Here is an 18,675-nt window from a genome sequence, read left to right on the forward strand (position 1 = left end):
TCGAAGTCACAACTACTGCAAGAAGAGTGCTCCGTCTTTGCCAGCGGTCTATTGACGGTAACGAAACGACATCGGTTTTCTACTTCTTCGCAGGTTTCACGGTTGGCATAGGCGGGGGCCGTTGCTGTACCGGCGGAAGATTCGCTCCCCGTTCGACGCGTTGTGGAGGCGGAGCCGGTGGCGTTGGTTTCTGATTATTCGTCATCGTCGTTTCCGTAGTGGTGTGTCAGATATTGATTTGCGCGCCGTTCAGACTGCTCTAGCAGCGCAGGGTTCTCAGGAAGTCCTCCAAGCGGAAAGTGCGCTTTCAAAGTCCTAGCGACTCGAGCTTGTAGGTCAATTCGCGCCTTGCTTATCTCAGTTTCCGTCAACATGCCGTCTGCGATTTCGCACCATTTTGCCTCTGCCCAATTTTGGTGGATGCGATACTCGTGAGCACACGCCGACGCAGCCCGAACTCGCGCCGAGAAAGGAAGATATTTGCTCGTTGCGCCCACCATGTGCGTTACGACAATAATACCGCTCCAGAGTAACGGAAATTGTTTGAAAACGGCCCAGATCCCAAGGCTACCCGTCGACGTTACGGCAAGCACGGTGTTTGTTCGTCGCTCCCAAAGCGCTGAGCGTTGGCAGTAGGTCTCAAGGAAGTAACCGTGCGACACAAGCTCATAAAGAGCGCGCCAAAATCGTAGTTGTGGGTTCAATTTTTCCTTCCTGATTCATTTGTCGGCTGCGATGGGCTCACTGAGGCATCGGCTGCGAACGTCTGAGCTCGGGCCAATGAGCCGTCGACAAGCCGGCGCGAGTTGGCCGGTTTCAGGGCAGGATGCTGAATTTTTTTCCTTGGTTTTCCGTAGCGCATGCTCTCAAATTCGGTTCTTTTTTGCGAGGCGCCAGTAGTGATATCCGAGTGCAGTAAGCCGACATGCTTTCGACTGCACGGCTGCCCAATACATGTCTTGTGCACCTTCGGGTACGACTAGGCCGACACGATTGCAATTCTGTAGTTCACGGAACATCGCCTGGTGCTCTACATTGCCATTTTCGGAAGTGTGTTCGTACGACGGATCGAGTTCGAACTGGCTTTCTGGCTCGGGGAAAAACGTAGGCAGTCGACGGAGCGTTTCAAGTGGAACTTTTGCCGGTACCGACCGCAGACTCGTGAATCGAGAGACGTTGGTCTTGAATACCGGTCGCTGCTCCCACGCCCCGAGTGCCTGATCGACGTATGCGTAGATGCTGCCGGGGGTGATGTTCCCGCAGAGGTCAGCCGCCCCGCCGTTAAGTGCATCGACAACGAGCGATGTGAAAACTCCAGCACCGTTCTCTTCTCCTGCCGACTCCGAGCCGCGACAGGCCGCCAAGATGGTGACGCCTTCGCTGATGGTCGACATATCGGATCGCTGCATGACTGGAATCTGCCCTAGGCTGCCGCTGTAACACGAATCGAGCACGATTATTCGTGCACGGATTCCGTTCGCTCTGTTGGCGACGTTGAGGACTGTGCTTAGTGAGACGCCGGGATCTTTGGGGCGATAGTCAGGCGTGACTAGATAACCTTCATCGGTACTACCTTCGATCTGCCCGTGTCCCGCAAAGTAGAACAGCGCGACGTCGGCCTCGCCACTGAAGAGCGTTTCCACGGCTTCAATGAGCTCCGATTTATCGAGGGCTGCAGGAGGCGCAGTGATTGTGCGGACGTCGAAATTCGGGCTGCCATCGCCGTTGGTGCGGAGCGCGGCGGACAGGTTATATGCATCGTTCACGCAGCCCGCCAATGGGCAGTCAGCATAGGAGTCGACACCGATTACGAGAGCTTTTCGCATCGACTAGGCCAGAGTGCGAATGGCGTTAACAATGCTGTCGGCATTCCAATTGACCATAATGTCCGCGTTGTCTTGGACCACGGTCGACGAGTTGGTAGCCCCAAACAAGTTGATGCCAATGATTGGTTTTTGAAACTCCTTCGCCAAGGCAATCTCCTTGTTGATCCACTTGCTATAGGTGGCATACACGCCACCTAAGATAAGCACTGCGTGGCACGGGCGCATTTGATCCCGGATTGCGCGTTCCAGTGCTCTGTCGCCGACGGCATCCACGATTGGGTCGATGCGCGGGACCGAATAGTTCTTGAAATCAAAATAACCGCGGTTTTTCAAGAGCGCTACCAGTCGGTCATAAGCGTCGCTGTACTTCCAAGAATGGCTGATCAACAAATTGTATGACTTCATGTTGTTTAATAGCTCCTGAGAATTGGGCAAAACTTTCCGGGCGAGCAGATGCGCAAGTAATTGTGCCCGAAGTTTTTCGACCGCGCTTGAAACAGTTGACGTCAAGTGATCTATCTTGAAAATCACATGACGTCAACTGATGGAGGTGGCTATGAAACGTATCATCAACGGCAGGACCTACAACATTGCTACGGCGACTCGTGTTTTCGAGGATGGGCCATACGACAACATGTCAATGGCTTGGTGGGGGCTATATTCGCCGAGGTGACCATGCCATTACAGCTCGCCGAGGAAGTAAACATCTCCTCTCGGGTTTTTTGAACTGGCCTCTAAAGCATCGCGCTGCTCAAGGGTGGGAGGGACGTCGATCTGACCGACATCTGATGACTACTGCGAACGCGTTACACGCTCAGTGGCCGTCTGACAGGCCACAGAACTGGCTTTCCTTAGCAGGCTCATCGAGTCTGGCTGCGCTTCGCTCGGATGTGGAATCGGAGCAAATGACGTTGTCTCCCGGGTCATGGCGCGATCGAGATTCATTGCTGCATCTGAGGACAGTGTCCAACCGAGGCCAATCGGACCGTCTATGCTTTTGCTTACCTTCAGCGAGATATATCCGCCCTTCAGGTCGCAGATCTCGTCGATGAGCTGCCTCTTGACGAAGTATCGTCGGCTCTCATTGGAATTCTGCAAGGCCGTGAAAATAGTCTGCAGCTCGCCTGTGTGATTTTCCTTCCGGTTGGTCGCCTCACTATCCAGATCGTCGTCGGGGTTGTTGTTCAGATCGATGATGATCGGATGAAAGTTGCTATTGCCCGCCGCGATGGCCCGGACGAGCTCTGTTGCCGTAAGCGCTCCCGATGCATCAATATAGCCACCATCGACAGCATGTCCGATCGATTGGCCCGTATCACTTCGAACAGCGCCAGGAGGACTCACCAGCGGGAAGCGTGCGCTGGCGTGCGCAGCGGAAATCATGGAAACGCTGCGCGGTGCGACGGACTCCATGTCTATCGAATTGGCAAATGCCGATGGGTTGTAGTTGACGGAAGAAAAGAGCATTCGTTCCCCAGATTCCACATGGGTCGCGACGAAGATCAGACGTGGCTGAGATGTACCGTCGGGTCTTTTCGACATGTTGATAAGCGGTGCGCCCAGAATCCGTTTGACTTCCGCACAGGTATCGACGGCCGCTGCGAATGCGAAGATTCCGCGCTGATCAAGCTGGCACGTCATTGAATCAACCCAGGCGTCCTGCAACGTCTCACCTTTGGACGAGGTAAACCGCCACCGTGTGAGCTTTTGCAGTACCTCAGTCGAGATGACGCGTGCAAGCCAAGGTCCGATGAAATCACTCGAAAGTTCTGACCTTGACAGGTTGCCGGCATAGGCTGGTGGAGTGATCACGTTCTTGAAGGCAGCTGGATCTTTGCGTTTCGCTTCCTCAGAACCGATGAAATTTGCGGTGAACGCCGTCGCACCTAAGGCTCCGCCAGACACACCGATGATGGCGTAGGTTTGGTTGATCAGGTTGACGTACGGGAGGCTCAATGTTTCCAGTGCCGCGGCCGTCCAATAGGCAGCACGAATGCCACCACCTTCAGCCAAGATGATGATGGCGGGGGTGTCGCTGCGGGACGCTTTCCAGGCAGCAAAATCGGCCGCTGGAGTGACGGCAGGTGGCTCCTGCAAGACCGCAACGTTTGCCCGAGTGGTGTTGATGATGTCGGCCTCTCCGTCGAGAGCGGTATAGTAGGCCAACGCGGCGAGAGCCGCTGTCAAGGCAACTGAAATGGTCAGCCGATGTCTCGCAACCAATACAGAGGAGAAGATCAGCGCAAGCAACACTGTCCATGCGGCGATACCAGCAATGCAGACCAGCAGAGAGCCAAGGAGAATACCGACACGTTCTGGGAATACACCGAACAGAAGTAATGTGCCTACCGCCATCACCAGATGCGGCCAATGCTTGGCAGCCACGACCACAACCGCTGGCATGCGCCCCTTGCTCAGTTCAGATTGAGCATTGGCCGCCCGCAAATCAGGTGATGATTCGCGAGGCAGTAGCAGGGAAATGATCAGAGCGCAGACAAAAAAACAAACGTCGTCCTTCCAGCTTGCAGTCCATCTTTCGCTCCCGATAAAGATGGCAGTGGTGTACAGAACGTAGACGGCGCGAAACAGCAAGTCGGCGATGCGGCTGCGCTTACCTTGCGCACCCCGCATCCTTCGTTGTACGGCTGCATCAATGCAAAAATACAAAACGAGGAAGACGCCAATCTCGAGGATCCATCGACCGACGAATCCATCGTTAAACAGTCGCTCGAATGAGTCGTCGCGTTGATATGTGTAGAGCGGCAGCAGGGCAATCAGTGTAGAAAGCAGGCCCGTTGCACATGCTACAAGCATGCTCTCACGTCTGATTAAAATTGCAATGCCAGGCGAAAAATCGAGATGCGGGACTGCGGCAATTAACAGCCGGCACGCACCGTAAAACATGCAAAAAAGATAGGGGATGGCGAGTAGCGCGAGGAACTCTGGCGGATGCACACGGCTCATGTTCGTCAGCAACTCCCCGCCTTGTCCGCTATCCAGAAGTTTATTGGGGATGTACGCTAGCACCAGAATCGGTGCGAGGAGCAACAATGAGGAAGCGATGTTTTTTATAAGTTGTGACACAAAAACCCCGTACCTATTTTTATAGGTTAGATGAGCAGTCTAAATTGTATCTGGACCAGCCGGAGTTTCATAGGCACTCATGAGCCGTTTGGCGCGTAACGCCGTTAGAACTCTACAGGCGACAGGGCGCTGGCGGAACCATGCGACGTACCGGGTTGTAAAACACCTCGATGTAATCGAACACTTCCGAAATAGCTGCAGTCTTGTTTGAGTAGATGCGCGGTAAGCTGTCAGTGATCGACGTCCTGCTTATATGTCGATGGAGGAGCGGAAGACAACCATCGGCCTGGCCGAGCTGCGGGATAAGACGAGCGCGATCGGGCCAGTTCGGGGCGTCTGGCTTTCCGTTAACGAACTTCAAGCGTTGCTGGGTATGTCGTGACAGCCGCGTATCTCGGCGCGCGAGGGTAAGGTACTACGCGACTCGGTAGGCTGTGATTTGCGGGGCAAAGCAGGATAGGCTCATCGCGGTCCAACGGCTGCAAGGTCCAGGATTGCTGACGAGCGCGTTATCAAGAACAGTGACTTTGCACGTCGACGAAGGTGGGACATCAAGGCTTCCTGGGATGATTGATCGGGATCCCGTTTGACCATATCGATCACCAACACAGCGAGGGCCTCCCGTCTCTAGAGCAACGAGCAATGCAGTCGGGGCATCAGATTCTGTTGCTGTCTCGTTAGCGAGCTATTCGGTAATAAAGGTTAGTATAACTATGCTTGTCAGGTGTGCCATTTTTCGATGTCAGATCGGCACCGTTTTCCCCTATACTCCTTCGGACCTCGCCCAGGCCCGTCCCGGCGGGCCTGTCGCCGTGGTTGTGCCGACACTCTTCGCTTGAGCCGCTCCGACCGCCGAGCGTGCGGGGCACCACGGTTTCCGTATCAAACACCACGTCTATAAAGCGGCCGGGATTGGGTCACCGCGAGGCGTCAATGGGAAGAGGGAAGGCATGGCAGCGGGCGTCCAGCCAGTGAATTGGTGGGTCGTGGTCGCCTCGAGCGCCGTCATCGGCGCGCTGGTCCACAACGGGATCTCGTTGAGGGCCCGGCACCGGGACCAATTGCGCGAGGTGGCCGCCATGCGGGACCGCCAGGCCTATGCGCGGCTGGGAAGCCTTCGCGCAGCGCGCTAGTGCCTATCTCCTGGACCTCCAAGTTGCAGAAGCAGGGATGAGTGGCGGACAGGGCGACGCCTTGCAGTGCGTGGATCAGATGCGCTTGGAGTTCGAATTCGAGCCCGAACTTGTCTGGACGGATCTGCCGATTCAGTTGGTGGCCGAAGTCCGCGAACTGCCCGTCGCGTTCGGGGTCAGCCAAGATGGAATTCGGGGGGGGGCGGGACATGCGTCGCGATGCTGGCTTCTATGAAGTGGAGGCGCAGCAGACGATGCACTACGCCTGATGGCTGCAGAACTTGCTAACGGAATCCGGCGGGATATCGGCGTTGCCCCGTCCGCGCTGGTGGCCGACTACGTGAGGCATTTCGAACTGGCCATCGACTTCGTCAGGCTGGAGTACATGCAGGCAGAGAGAGACCCGCTTGTGGACCAAGCGCTCAAGTCGCGATTTCGTCACGAGCTGACCGCGCAACCCCCGTCGAGCGAGGGCCTGTCGCCCCACGAGAGTTCGGCCGCGGCAGCAGCGGAGCGAGCGCGATGAGCCAAGTCAAACGAGGGCCAAACGCGAGCGCGTCGTGCGCCGTCATCCAGGCCTGGCGCGTGTCTATTGGGGACATTGGATTGACGACTTTCTTGGTCGAGGTCTACGACGACCACACCTGGCGCCTCACGCGCATCGGCCTGCAGCGCCTGGGTGATTTCGAGCTCGTCGAGCTCGCTTAAGGGGGGGGCCATCTGAGGACCTCGAGGCGGACCTGCGCATGGCCCTGGCCGCGTGGCCTGGCACACTGACTCTGCGGCCAGATTCGGCGGCCGAGCGACGCGAGCGATGGCGTCAACGGAACGGGGGAGCGCGATGAGCGACACCATGTGCCGCAGTGTTACTTGAAAGGGTTCACGCACGACCGGCGCAAGGCTTCCCGGCTCTATGTCGTCGACGCCCCGCAGCGTCGGGCGTTCTGGACCACACCGTCGAACATCGCGGCCGAGCACGACTTCAACCGCATTGACGGCGAGGATCCCAACGCGATCGAAGCCGTGTATGCGGGCTTCGAAGCTAAGCTGGCGCCGGCCCTGGTCACGGCTACAGCGAGCGCGACCTGCTCGCCCTCTATCTGGAGCAATTCTCGCCGGCGAGTTCGCCCGCGATCAGCGCCTGCGCGAGCGCCAGGACGACCTGCTCGAGGGCTGGTCCGGCGCCCAGTTGAGGCGACCACTGAGTCTTCGTAAAAGCATTGGCGGTGCACCAGATCTGGCCTCCGATCGCTTGAGCTAAACCGAGCTGCTCGTCGACCGGCTCGGCCTTAATAATAGGGAGCTACCATCAGCTCAGCTAGTCAACGTTCGCGGTAACCGATCACATCGACGATATTGGGCAGAGCGATCACCCATAGTGAACCGTTTGAGATAAAATAATGTCTCGTATGGTACAGGAGATGCATATGGCTCGCCATGTAGGGAAAGCGTCAACGACCAGCCAGGGCAAACGTGCGCGGCCGGCCGCCGCCCATGTGGCGAAGGCCGGCCGCGGAGCGATATCAGCTGCTCTTTTCGATGTGCTGGATTTTCGCAAAGTCTACAAGTCTTCCGGCGTGGATCGCATCCAGGTGATCAAGGCCGGGATTGCCGCCACTCGCGTGTTTGACCTTGCGGGTGCGATGAGAGTCAGCCAGGACGTGATGTTGAAACGCCTTGGTTTGCCGAAGTCGACGGTCAGTCGAAAGGCGCAGGCCGGAGACACTCTGAGTATTGATCAAGGGGAACTGGTGCTCGGTATGTCGAAGCTGATCGGTCTCGTGCAGACCATCATTGACGAGTCGGGTGATCCCGATTGGAACGGTGACTTCGATCCAGCGACCTGGCTTGAAGAATGGCTTTCTCAGCCGAACCCGGCGCTCGGAGGAGTTGCACCGTCGACTTATCTCGACACGCGCGAGGGGCAGGAGATCGTGAGCACGTTGCTGTCCCAGATGCAAAGCGGGGCGTATGCATGACGATTCAGCTCTGGCGAATCGCAACCGTGACCGCCGCGTATCCAGCGGAAGACATGTCGGGGGCAGGGGCGAAGGCTACCGGCGGACGTTGGAATGAGAAGGGCGCTTCGGTGGTCTATACGTCGACAAGTCGGTCGCTCGCTTGTCTCGAGACCCTCGTGCACATGGTCAGCGGTGGTCTGCCGCTGAACCGAATCCTGGTTCGTTTAGATGTGCCACATGACGTGTGGGAAGCAGCGTCGTCGTTCGATCCGAGCGCCACCGGAAACGTTGGCTGGGACGTGGAGCCGGCTGGTATGGTCAGTATCAAAGCCGGTAGCGATTGGGTGAAAGGGGGCGCGGCTGCGCTCTTCGTGGTGCCGTCGGCGATCATTCCCGAAGAGATGAACGTGCTCATCAATCCGCTGCATGTTGACGCGGCGAAGATCACCGCCACTAAAGTCAGGCGATGGAGCTACGACCCGCGCCTGAAGGCATAGCGAAGACGGAGAGCATTGGCCGTTGAGCGAGAGAACTGCGCAAGTTTGTGGCAGGAGTCAGGAGGCCAACGATCACATTAAGAAGCCTCACTGGTGTGGCCGAGGCTGTAGAGAAGTGAGGCATGCCGTGCGCTCCAGTCCGTTGGAGCGCACGGCAACCATTTTTCATCTACTTGTCGACAGACTATGGCTCGAAAGAATAAGTTTGTATGTAGCAAACACGGCTGCTCCGAGGAACCCTATCTCGCGGCTTATGCGAGTTGCATCATGAAGAGAGCACTACTAGGCAACGTAAGCGTACCGAGGCTCTGGCTTTGCTAACCAGCCATGTGGTTGACGGCAAGCTCACTACCAATCTGGAACTGCGCGAAGAGCAAATTCGGCTTGCCGATTGGTGGTCTCGGACATGCAACGCTGTTAACTACAATCGCCGCGACATCGTTCTGCGAGATGTCAGGACCAACGAGATTCTCAAGCTGGCCAGCGCGTTTTTCGCCCAGGCGGAACTCGACCACCGTATCAAGTCCTGAAAGCCTTCATCGATCAGCATCGCAACACCTTTCCGACTTCACCTACGTATCGACGTGGCGGGGCTGGCTGTACGTAGCGTTCGTCATCGACGTGTTTGCACGGTGCATCGTTGGCAGGCGAGTGAGTCGTGCCATGCTCGCCGACTTCGTACTCGATGCACTTGAACAGACGCTGTACGCCCGCCAACCGGGCGGCGACGGGACGCTGATCCATCATTCCGTCAGGGGATCGGCTGATGGAGCCGCTGGGCTATATCCCTCCAGCCGAGGCTGAGGCAAACTACTAAAGGCAACTCAGAAATACTGCTGAAGCGCCCGCGCTAACTTAAACCAACCGGCTTCCTCGAAAGCCGGGGCGGTTCAGGCAGTCGTCGGGGGTGGTCCAATCGGGCTCTGTAGTCACAGTCGCTCAGCACGCCACGCCTGCGCGGTGTGACAGCCTGCCTCGAGCAGGCCCGTGCTCGGTTAGAGCATCGCAAACACATTTGCGTAAAACAATGCAGTACGCGAAGCGATGCATTAGCCGATCGGCTAGTTTATCCAGGCGATCGACGTATTTAGATAAGACGGCTTATCGCAGGTGGCATTGTCTCGGCCAGATCGGTACGTTTCCCTCATACTTGGCCGGGGCCTGCCCGCTGCGCTCATGCTTGGCCGATTGCGACTTCCCTATCGATCGCCACGCCCTACCTGCCGCAAGGAGCGCACGATGCAGCACCGCATTTTCGCCCGTCAAGTCGGCGCCGGCACCGTACTGCCGCTGGTCGCCATCGACGCGGGGCCATCGCCCGACGCGTCCGCCGGTGAGCCGGGCCGGCTCGATGACTTGAGCCTAGCGAGTGTCCGACAAGCGACGCGTGTGTTGCGCGAAGCGGGGTATGAGGGCTGCGTGCTATTCGAGGGCGACCCGATGCCCTACGCGCTCAGCCCCGATGCCGATTTCGTCCGCCCGGCCGCGTGCCACTGAGGACCCCGGCATGGAACGACGGCTCTCCGGTGTGGACTCGGCCGCGGCGCGCCCCGTCATCCAGACTTGGCGCGTGTCGATTCGGGGGATCAGCTTGACCACCTTTCTGGTGGACGTCTACGACGACCACACTTGGCGGTTGGCCCGCGTCGGGTTGCAGCGGTTCAGCGACTTCCATCTGGTCGAGCTAGCTCGCGGTGGGCCATCAGTGGATCTCGAGGCTGACCTGCGCGTAGCGCTGCGCGCTTGGCCCGGCACGCTGACCGTGCGCCCCGATTCGCCAGATGATCGCCGTCAGCGATGGCTTCGACGCAATGGGCGAACACCGTGAGTCCAATCGACCCGAACGGTATCCTGCTCACCCCGACGCCGCGCGCGTTGCCGGCCGTGGCGCGATTCGCCGCCGCCATGCACTCGTGATACTAAACTGACGGCGCGTGGTGTCTGCGCCCGTGCTATGCCGATACCCGCCAGTGGTGTTCGGACTGCAGTCGTGAGCGACTGCCAGGCGCGACCACGGCCCATTCGTGTCGCTCGAGCTCCGCGCGCCGCTGCGACGCATGCGGGACCGTGTCATGCCGTGTCCGCTTGCCGCAGCTCCTTGGCCGCACTGCTACGGGCACGATGCGATGCCGCAACCCAGACTATGTGGGACGGAGATGTGGGCGCATCAACGTGTGCCGGGACCATTCGATCCATCCACGTATTGACGGCGCACGATGTTACGGGGCAGGCCGCGCGGGTCGTCAGGCGAGCCGGCGGATTGCCGATCCGCTGACTTGATATTTGGTATCATTTGGGCTATATATTGGTATCACTTGATACCGACGGAGCCGACCATGCAACTGGTCTCCCCTGAGGCGATAGCCGCCGTGATGGCGCTCTCGCCCGTACCGCATACCTTGGCCGAACTGGAGGCGCGCGTGCGCGACGGTCTGCCCAAGTCCGCTTTGCGCGCCGGGGTCGAGCATGCAGTCGGGGGGGCCGACGCGCGTCGCTCGCTGCTCGCTCGCATCATTCCGGAGGCGACCTACAAGCGCCGGCGCGATCGCCTCACGCCTGACGAGTCCGAGAAAGCCGAGCGCCTCGCGCGCGTGGTCGCCACGGCCGTCTATGTCTGGGACGATGCAGAGGACGCGCGTGCGTTTCTGGCCGCACCGCATGCGCTCCTTGAGGGCAGGGCGCCGCTCGATGTCGCCTTGACGGAACTGGGTGCACGACGGGTCGAGGAACTGCTTTGGCAATTGTTCTATGGGCTGCCGGCGTGAAGCTGTATCGCATTGCCGATCGACGGCATCCCGTGTGGAGCGGGACCGGCGCGATGCTGGTCGGGGGACGCTTTAACAGCCCCGGGCAGCCGGTCATTTATGCCGCGTCCACCTTCGCCGGCGCCATGCTTGAGGTGTTGGTGCATGCGCGGATCGGCAAGGTACCGCGCACCCATGTCTGGGTCGAAGCCGAGGTGCCCGCGGATCTCAAGATAGAGCGCCATACGTTCGAGAGTCTGCCTGCCGGCTGGGACGGGGCCGCTCTCGATGTGGCGCGCACGTTCGGTCACGCCTGGCTTAGCAGCCAGCGCAGCGCGGTCTTGGTCGTGCCGTCGGTTGTTGCGCGCGCCGAGTTTAATGTGCTCGTGAATCCGCAGCATCCCGAGATTGGGCGGATCACGATAAGCGAACCGCAACCCGTTATCTGGGACGAACGTCTTTTCGTGTCTCCGACGGGACGGGCCTAAAATGAGATCGCGGCGTGAGCTTCGACCATCTCGCCCCGTTGCCTCGAGCTACTTGGTTATATCTCCGAGTTGCGGTTGCGCAGTGCATGCCTCCCATGAATGAATCGGTGCGGACGTAACGTCCGCGGCATGACATCAAGTCAAACAGGAAGCGAAAAACCATGAGTGTTTTCAGACCAATCCGGGAGCCGGCACGCAGCATTCACGATGCGCTGCTGCGCGAGGCGGCCAAGCGAAAGACCCGAACAGTCGAAGAATGGCTGGCTGCGGAGCGTGCCGTGGTATGGAAAGAGGCCATCGCCCAGGCGCAGATGTTACGGCTGCGCGCCCCGTCGATCGCCGACGTTGAACGTGCTGAGCGACACGCAATCGGCCATACCGACTATGCCGCAAAGTGGGCACATGGTGTTGCGCAAGCCATGTTGACCTGAAACCAGGTCGGAACAGAGTCACTCGAGGCGCAAGGAATATGATCTGCAGACCAATATGCACGTGTCGTCGTGAGCGGGTGCCGTGGCGTCGCGGTGGTGTAGCGGAAAACGCCGACGGGCTGAGGTGGAAGACAAGATAGGAAAAGTATGAGACGTATTGGAGTGTATGTAGATGCCAGCAACGTTGGCATGAACGGCGGCCATGGTCTGCGCTATGAAGCGCTGCGAGAGCTGGCCTGCCGAGCCGATGGTTTCGCTCAACGCCTGAACGTCTACCTCGCTTTCGATCAGCAGCGTGCCGAGCGCTCTCCTGAATACAACGCTAAGGCTCTGGGCTACCAATCCGCACTGCGCGACCAAGGCTTCCGCGTCAGCGTTAAGTATGTCAAGCACTTCATCGACGATGAAGGCAACGAAGTGTCGAAGTCGAACGCCGATCTGGATATGGCCGTGGACGTATTGATGGAATCCGAACGGCTCGACACGGTGATGTTGGTGACCGGAGATGGTGACTTCGTGCAGGTTGTGCGCGCGCTGCAGAGCAGGGGCTGTCGCGTGGAAGTCCTCGGTTTCGCCAATGTCGCGCGCGAGCTACGCGACGCTGCCGATCAATACATCAACGGGTATTTGGTGCCGGGGCTGCTGCCTACCGAGGTGGCACCTGACCCGCGTGCGCGTTGGGGCAGCATCGGCAGCCGCGTGCGCGGTACGTGCAATCGCTTCGATCATCAAGAGGGGCGGGGCTTTCTCAACTTCTGGGCGGAGATGCCACGTTCTTCGATCGTCACGGCGAGTGAAACGAAGGGAGTTTTCTTCCGGTCCGCCGCGCTAGATGACACGATGGTGATCGCGAAACTGCCTTCGCGGCAACTCGTATTCGAGTTCGACCTCTCGGCTCCCACGAAACCAGATGGGATGCTCGAGGCACGAAGAGTTAAGCTGGTCAGTTAGCTCGGTAAACACAGAAGAAGCGCCAGCTCGTCGCGGCTCGCGTGATCCCGCGTCACCAACCGGCGGCCGGTGATGCAGTCCCGCAGCTCATCGCGCGCCGGTGTCGACGTGCCAGGCTGGGATGAACACTGACCTGTCTGCGATCAATGCCTGGATTGCGTCCGGTCGGGTAGGGCGGAGCGCGTCGACACGGCTCGGCGGCAGGCCGTTCTCCGGCTCGTCATCGGAGTGCAGCTGCGTACGGATACCAAGCTCGTTCGTAGGGATAGAATGGGACGCTCCCTGCTGCGGGGCGTTCTCCCGAATTGGAACGATCCGAAGAAATCAGGCAGATCGAACTCAATTTCGCCTTGATCGTCGAGGCGCGTCGATAGCGTGGACGGGCTCTAAGTCCCGAGCCGGAAGAACCCCACCGTCGCATGCAGGTCGCGGCCCTGCGCGCTCAACGATTCCGACGCCGCTGCTATTTGCTGGACTAGCGCCGCGTTCTGCTGAGTGGTCTGATCCATCGACGCGACCGCCTGATTCACCTCTTCGATCGCACGGCTCTGCTCGTGGGCGGAGGCCGCGATCTCGGTGGTGATTTGCGCGACGTTGCCCACCGCGTGGTTCAGTTCGGCGATCGTCTTGCCGGCCAGCCCGATCTGGCTCGCGCCCGAGCGCACGTTGTCCACCGAGGCCTCGAGCAGTGCCTTGATCTCCTTGGCCGCGCTTGTGGAGCGCTGCGCGAGGTTGCGCACTTCGGAGGCCACCACCGCGAAGCCGCGGCCGCTCTCTCCGGCGCGCGCCGATTCCACGGCCGCGTTCAGTGCGAGGATGTTGGTCTGGAATGCGATGCCCTCGATGATGCCGACGATGCCGATGATGCGTTCCGATTCGCTGACGGCCGCCTCCATCGTCTTGGCCGCGTCGGTCACGGCGGCGTCGCCGCGCCGTGCCGTGTCCACCGCGCCCGAGGCGATCTGATTGGCGTTCTTCGCGCGCTCGGCTGCCTCGCGCACGGTGCTGGCCAACTGCTCCATCGCGGCGGCGGTTTGCTCGATCGACGCGGCCTGCTGCTCGGTACGCGCGGACAGGTCACTGTTGCCGGCCGACACTTCGCGCGACGCGGTTTCGAGCTGCGTGATATTCGACGACACCGTCACGAGCACGCCGTGCAGCTTCTCGACGAACGCATTGAAGCGACCCGCGAGCAGGCCCACCTCGTCTTGGCTGACTACCGGCAGGCGCCGTGTGAGATCACCGTCACCTGCGGCGATCTCGTTCATCGAGCCCGCGAGGCTACGCAGCGGCACCACGATGCGGCGGCTCAGCGCCACGATCGCGGCCAGCGCCAGCACGATCACCAGCGCGCCGGTGCCGAGCAACCGCAGCGTGAGCGCGTTGGCGGCGGCCATCATCTCCGATTGCGGCTCGAGCGCGTAGTAGCGCCAGTTGTTCTTCGGCGACGTGTAGGCGAAGGCTTGGTACGCGGTGGAGTCGAGCGAGACCGGCGTGTGACCGTCGGCAGCCGCCGCGAGCTGCGCGTAGCCGTCACCGAGCGATTTTAAGTCCTTGAACTCGTGGCTCTTGTCGCGCGGGTCGATAAGTACGCGGCCGTTGTTGTCGGTCACGATCAGATAGCCGGTGTCGCCGAAGCGAATGCTGTCGGTGAGCTTGGCGAAGCCCTCGAGTGACACGTCGCCCTCGAGTACGCCGAGTACGTCACCGCCCGCGTTCTTCACGACTTTCGCGAAGGGGATGATCGCGCCCCCAGAGCCGGCCGCGCTCAGATACGGCGCGGGGCGCACCACGTGATCGCCGCCGGCATCCATCGCGGCCGTGTACCACGGGCGCACGCGCGGGTCGTAGTGGTCGCCGTTCATGGTTTCCATCGGCCATTGCACGTAGCCGCCCCAGCGCGTGCCGATGTCGAGATAGCGCATGGTGGGATGCGAATCGCCGAACGCCTTGAGCAGCGCGAAGATGCGTTGCTCGACGCCGCCATTGCTGTTCGGCGTCATCTTGCCGGTGTGCGTCAGGTAGTTGGTGATGCTTTCGTCTGCTGATTGCAGCTCGGGGGCCTGGCTCAGATACGTAAGGTTCTGTTCGACCTCGCGGAACGTTCCGTCTAGCGATTCATCGGCCTGCGTGATGCGGGCGCGGCTCGACTGCTCGAACTCGCTGACGGCCTGATGGCGTACGCTGAGCGCGCCCACCGTCGCAAGCGCCGCGACGCTGAGCACGAGGGCTGTGCCGAAAGCCAGGTTAATCTTGAAGCCGATCGAGCGCGACGCGATCATTACTTATCTTCCGATGATAGGTTGTCCGAAATCGGAGGCCGCAACACTGGCCTCCGGTGACTGATTAACGTCATCGCAGGCGCGGAGCTTGAACGAAAAAAAATTACTTCACAAAGTCCGCGTGGGGGTGAAGCGTTCGTGCGCACGACGTGCAGCGTGACCTGGCTCGAAGAGTGCGGCCGGCTGCGATGTCGGCTGGCCAAGGACACCTTGGAGGCCTTGCGCGAGCACTGGTAGGATCGAGGCCGCCTGGCGCCGCAGCTGACGGCGTGCCGCTTGTGATACCGCCTACGCTCGCCAATCAGGACAAGTTTGGGGTGACAAAGACCGGCCAGGCGACGCGCGTGGCCGGCTACACGCCGCGCGCCGGATGGTAACGCGGGCGCTCGGACGCCTGCTCGAGCAACTGCCGGATCTCGAGGAGTCGGCCCGCGGGCAGTTGGTGGCCACCTCGCCACACGCGTTCCGTCATACGTTTGACACGCAGTCGGCCGCGGCCGGCATGGCGATCGAGGTGCTGCAGCAGGTGCTGGGTCACGGCTCGCTGCAGACCCCCACCATCTACGTGAATGCCGAACCGCAGCGAAGGCGACAAGAGAGTGCGAAGTGTCACGCGCGGCCTGTCGAACGAAACTTGGAATAATGGCCGCAGTCTGACTGCTTCCTAGTCAGCCATCATCCCACGGTTGTCTAGCCGCCCTGAGGAGTCGGACGCACCTGTATGAATGATCCCGTGAGGAGAGAGATGACGACATACCTGGAACTGAAGGCCCAAGCGGAAGCCTTGGCTGCGGAAGTCGAGGCCGCGCGGCAGGCCGAATTTCAGACGGCCTTGGACGAGGTTCGCGCGAAGGTCGCCGAATATGGGATGACCGAACGGGACATCTTCGGCACACGACGGATGCGGTCGGCCAAAAGATCGACCCGCCCCAAGTATAGCTGCATGGCATCGTCGAAAGAACGGCGCGCAGCGACGTGCCATCGAAACTCGGTCTCACGGCACCTTTAGGTGCCAATACTGGCCATCGTCTGGCATATCGCGCATTGCGCTTCGTCGCAAGCGGCGGCTTTCAGCTCATCGACACGCTAAGCTCGATGCCGGCCGAGGAGTCACGTTTCGCAATGCCGGCACGCGCTTCGATTGTGATGGCAAGCTTGCTGACAGGAGACGACGATCAAATTTGCTTGCACCGTGGAGAAGTGAGGACGACATTCGGTCAACATGGACTTGCCCCTGCATGGCGCGACCTTTGACGCGCGTGCCTGCTGAGGCAGAGCACCTGCCGCGTATACTTTTCCATGTGCGTGTTGCACAAGGAGCCGCTATCGTGTGCCGTCGCGGTTCCCTGTGTCGATAGCGTATAACTCCTACGGTTATTCCTGATCGCAATGCACCTTGAAATGGGTCAGCACGGCTGGCCCGAATGCATTGCTGATCGCGACATCCACCGCATCGCGGCCGTATGCCATCAAGACGCGTCCGATACGCGGCGCATTGTTTCTCGGGTCGAAGGTCTGCCAACTGCCTCCCACGTAGGCTTCGAACCAGCCCGCGAAATCCATCGGCGCCGTCGCGGGCGGCAAGCCCACGTCACTGATATAGCCGGTGCAATAGCGCGCGGGAATATTCATGGCACGACACAGCGTGACACCTAGGTGCGCGAAGTCCCGGCAGACACCCTTGCGTTCGCGGTACGCTTCCCAGGCAGTCTTGGTGGGACGTGCGTGCCCGTAATCGAATTCGATATGCTGATGCACGAAATCGCAGATCGCCGGCACGGTCTCGCGCCCGGGCGCGCAATGGCCGAACAACTGCCACGCGGTGTCGACCAGGAGGTCCGTTTCGCAGTACCGGCTTCCCAATAGAAAGATCAGCGTATCGTGGGGCAGTTGCTCGACCGGATGGCCGCAGCTGTTGGCAGGTCGTGCTTCCATGACATCGGGCACGTTAAGGATTGCGGTTGTGTGAAACTTGACGTGTCCGATTGGGGCGACGGTGCGGCTGCACAGATTGCCGAACGAATCGCGATACTGGCTGATGGGCAGTGGCGGATCGGTGATGAGTATGTCGGCCACCACCATATCCCGCGCATGTGAGAAATGCGTGTGCAGCATCAGCATCAGCATCAGCATCATCGGCGTGGGCTGTGGGCACTCGTACGACAGTTCATATCCGACGCGCAGTTTCATGAAGCCTCCTTAACCAGAGCGATCTCGACCGCCGCTCCTCGCAGCCTAGCGACGCGCGCTTGGATATGCTCGGCAGAGCAGTAGTTGGAGCGAGGAAACGAAAGGGGGAAGTCAGTCGACGGGGCCCAACAAGACATCGATGGCGGCCTGCCCCGCGATTTCGGCAACCAGATAAGCCCATCGCTCGGTAAAGGGGCCGTGGCGCAGAGGGATGCGGCCTCCCCGTGCGCCCAGCACTTCGAGATTCGTGCCGCTTTTCACCTGGAAGGTCACATCAAAAGTGTCTGAAGTGGCTGGGGTCAATTCGACATGAATATCGAAGCCGCGATATGCGATGACCCGATGCATGACGGTCTCCTTCAGGATCTTGCAGACTAACACGAACTGCCCGGAATAGTTCGTCCGGCCCGGAGTCGCGTCTTCATGGCTGCGACCACCGGCTTGCCGGCAGGCTCGCGCGCTACACCGGCTCGAACGATGGTGCTCTATCGTACCGACTTGGAGATGGGTTGTACCGCACCCTGAGGTCCAGCGAATCCGTCCCCAGGAAAAACATGGAATACCCGATTTATATCACTCGCCTTGGTATGTACCGGTATCACGGCGCGCTACCGGATTTCCCAGAGGTGCAGGCAGAAGGCGACTCCTATGCGGAATTGCACGCGCTTGCCGCTAGGGCGATCGTCACCTGCTACGACAAGCAGGCACGTCTCATTCCTGCTCCCACCACCGACATGGTGATCCTGCAGGCCTCGGCGCTCGATACCGGCAAGGGAATCTGGCGATTCGTCGATATCGACCTCGGCGGGGTGCGGTCAACCAGCTTGCGCATCGAGCTATGCCTGCCGAGGCAGGTCGTGTACGACATCGATCGAATGGCGAAGGCGCTGGGCACCACACGCGAGGTGGCCGTGTCCTTGATGTGCGAACGCAGCGGCCATCCCGCGCGCGGCGTCGGACCCGATCGCTTGGCACCGGCCGCCTTGCCTGCCTTGCCGCTCATGTGACGTGTCGCTCGATCGGATGACGCGTTGCCCAAGCGGACTACCGGTTCATCACCGCGCGAGGTGTGTTCCAGCCGTTCGCCG

Annotated in this window: 20 protein-coding genes and 2 pseudogenes; 15 read left to right on the forward strand and 7 right to left on the reverse strand. The window is 60.0% G+C overall.

The window, feature by feature from the left end; translation table 11 throughout:
* Nucleotides 1-866: 866 nt before the first annotated feature.
* From FB600_RS30065 to FB600_RS37890, 4 genes and pseudogenes are all read right to left on the reverse strand, one after another.
* Nucleotides 867-1,826, reverse strand: a complete 960-nt coding sequence (locus FB600_RS30065; protein ID WP_145757780.1) for a caspase domain-containing protein — start codon at nt 1,824-1,826, stop codon at nt 867-869.
* Nucleotides 1,827-1,829: 3 nt separating this feature from the next.
* The gene (locus FB600_RS30070) at nt 1,830-2,336 is read right to left on the reverse strand and encodes a TIR domain-containing protein (protein ID WP_208452845.1); all 507 of its coding nucleotides are present in this window, start codon (nt 2,334-2,336) and stop codon (nt 1,830-1,832) included.
* A gap of 282 nt (nt 2,337-2,618) precedes the next feature.
* Nucleotides 2,619-4,790 carry a patatin-like phospholipase family protein gene (locus FB600_RS30075; RefSeq protein WP_145757776.1) on the reverse strand — a complete coding sequence of 724 codons (2,172 nt, stop codon included), beginning with the start codon at nt 4,788-4,790 and terminating at the stop codon, nt 2,619-2,621.
* A gap of 224 nt (nt 4,791-5,014) precedes the next feature.
* Nucleotides 5,015-5,130, reverse strand: a pseudogene (locus tag FB600_RS37890) (IS3 family transposase); the annotation flags it as partial.
* Between the two features lie 1,181 nt (nt 5,131-6,311).
* Here FB600_RS37890 and FB600_RS30085 point away from each other — a divergent pair.
* The 12 genes and pseudogenes from FB600_RS30085 to FB600_RS30135 all read left to right on the forward strand — a co-directional run bounded on the left by FB600_RS30085 (nt 6,312) and on the right by FB600_RS30135 (nt 13,115).
* Nucleotides 6,312-6,569 carry a hypothetical protein gene (locus FB600_RS30085; RefSeq protein ID WP_145757774.1) on the forward strand — a complete coding sequence of 86 codons (258 nt, stop codon included), beginning with the start codon at nt 6,312-6,314 and terminating at the stop codon, nt 6,567-6,569.
* A gap of 329 nt (nt 6,570-6,898) precedes the next feature.
* Entirely contained in the window at nt 6,899-7,258 is a 360-nt protein-coding gene (locus FB600_RS30090; RefSeq protein ID WP_244124436.1) for a DUF4238 domain-containing protein, read from the forward strand.
* A gap of 212 nt (nt 7,259-7,470) precedes the next feature.
* The gene (locus tag FB600_RS37895) at nt 7,471-8,022 is read left to right on the forward strand and encodes an antitoxin Xre-like helix-turn-helix domain-containing protein (protein WP_186110051.1); all 552 of its coding nucleotides are present in this window, start codon (nt 7,471-7,473) and stop codon (nt 8,020-8,022) included.
* Nucleotides 8,019-8,501, forward strand: a complete 483-nt coding sequence (locus FB600_RS30100) for an RES family NAD+ phosphorylase (RefSeq protein WP_145757771.1) — start codon at nt 8,019-8,021, stop codon at nt 8,499-8,501. Before FB600_RS37895 ends, FB600_RS30100 begins: the two co-directional genes overlap by 4 nt.
* 314 nt (nt 8,502-8,815) lie before the next feature.
* Nucleotides 8,816-9,031 (forward strand): hypothetical protein, encoded by a 216-nt coding sequence (locus tag FB600_RS37365; protein WP_186110052.1) that lies wholly within the window; start codon nt 8,816-8,818, stop codon nt 9,029-9,031.
* Nucleotides 9,032-9,059: 28 nt separating this feature from the next.
* A pseudogene (locus FB600_RS30105) lies at nt 9,060-9,263 on the forward strand (DDE-type integrase/transposase/recombinase); the annotation flags it as partial.
* Between the two features lie 477 nt (nt 9,264-9,740).
* Nucleotides 9,741-9,998: a hypothetical protein gene (locus tag FB600_RS30110; protein WP_105827188.1), complete on the forward strand. Its 258-nt coding sequence runs from the start codon at nt 9,741-9,743 to the stop codon at nt 9,996-9,998.
* 10 nt (nt 9,999-10,008) lie between these two features.
* Entirely contained in the window at nt 10,009-10,329 is a 321-nt protein-coding gene (locus FB600_RS30115) for a hypothetical protein (RefSeq protein WP_145757770.1), read from the forward strand.
* A 508-nt stretch (nt 10,330-10,837) separates the two neighbouring features.
* Complete coding sequence (locus FB600_RS30120; RefSeq protein ID WP_036039402.1) at nt 10,838-11,266, forward strand: antitoxin Xre/MbcA/ParS toxin-binding domain-containing protein; 429 nt, start codon at nt 10,838-10,840, stop codon at nt 11,264-11,266.
* Nucleotides 11,263-11,733 carry an RES family NAD+ phosphorylase gene (locus FB600_RS30125; protein ID WP_145757769.1) on the forward strand — a complete coding sequence of 157 codons (471 nt, stop codon included), beginning with the start codon at nt 11,263-11,265 and terminating at the stop codon, nt 11,731-11,733. Before FB600_RS30120 ends, FB600_RS30125 begins: the two co-directional genes overlap by 4 nt.
* A gap of 161 nt (nt 11,734-11,894) precedes the next feature.
* On the forward strand, nt 11,895-12,164 hold the full coding sequence (locus FB600_RS30130; protein ID WP_105820097.1) for a hypothetical protein: 270 nt from the start codon (nt 11,895-11,897) through the stop codon (nt 12,162-12,164).
* Between the two features lie 147 nt (nt 12,165-12,311).
* On the forward strand, nt 12,312-13,115 hold the full coding sequence (locus tag FB600_RS30135; RefSeq protein WP_105820096.1) for an NYN domain-containing protein: 804 nt from the start codon (nt 12,312-12,314) through the stop codon (nt 13,113-13,115).
* Nucleotides 13,116-13,501: 386 nt separating this feature from the next.
* On the opposite strand, the gene FB600_RS30140 is transcribed toward FB600_RS30135, so the two are convergent.
* Nucleotides 13,502-15,397, reverse strand: a complete 1,896-nt coding sequence (locus FB600_RS30140) for a methyl-accepting chemotaxis protein (RefSeq protein WP_145757768.1) — start codon at nt 15,395-15,397, stop codon at nt 13,502-13,504.
* Between the two features lie 370 nt (nt 15,398-15,767).
* Between FB600_RS30140 and FB600_RS37900 the strand changes: the two genes are divergently transcribed.
* Together FB600_RS37900 and FB600_RS30150 are read left to right on the forward strand one after the other, a co-directional pair.
* A complete protein-coding gene (locus tag FB600_RS37900; RefSeq protein ID WP_241163564.1) occupies nt 15,768-16,040 on the forward strand; it encodes a tyrosine-type recombinase/integrase in 273 nt (90 codons plus the stop codon).
* 102 nt (nt 16,041-16,142) lie between these two features.
* Nucleotides 16,143-16,406 (forward strand): H-NS family nucleoid-associated regulatory protein, encoded by a 264-nt coding sequence (locus FB600_RS30150; RefSeq protein WP_105820094.1) that lies wholly within the window; start codon nt 16,143-16,145, stop codon nt 16,404-16,406.
* 365 nt (nt 16,407-16,771) lie between these two features.
* On the opposite strand, the gene FB600_RS30155 is transcribed toward FB600_RS30150, so the two are convergent.
* Both FB600_RS30155 and FB600_RS30160 read right to left on the reverse strand, forming a co-directional pair.
* Nucleotides 16,772-17,587 carry a transglutaminase-like domain-containing protein gene (locus tag FB600_RS30155; RefSeq protein WP_145757767.1) on the reverse strand — a complete coding sequence of 272 codons (816 nt, stop codon included), beginning with the start codon at nt 17,585-17,587 and terminating at the stop codon, nt 16,772-16,774.
* Nucleotides 17,588-17,698: 111 nt separating this feature from the next.
* On the reverse strand, nt 17,699-17,935 hold the full coding sequence (locus tag FB600_RS30160; RefSeq protein ID WP_145757766.1) for a hypothetical protein: 237 nt from the start codon (nt 17,933-17,935) through the stop codon (nt 17,699-17,701).
* Nucleotides 17,936-18,141: 206 nt separating this feature from the next.
* Between FB600_RS30160 and FB600_RS30165 the strand changes: the two genes are divergently transcribed.
* Nucleotides 18,142-18,594: a type II toxin-antitoxin system HicB family antitoxin gene (locus FB600_RS30165; RefSeq protein ID WP_105820091.1), complete on the forward strand. Its 453-nt coding sequence runs from the start codon at nt 18,142-18,144 to the stop codon at nt 18,592-18,594.
* Nucleotides 18,595-18,675 lie beyond the last annotated feature (81 nt).

Origin of the sequence: Burkholderia sp. SJZ089, from assembly GCF_007828315.1 — a bacterium.
Classification (GTDB): Bacteria; Pseudomonadota; Gammaproteobacteria; order Burkholderiales; family Burkholderiaceae; genus Burkholderia; species Burkholderia gladioli.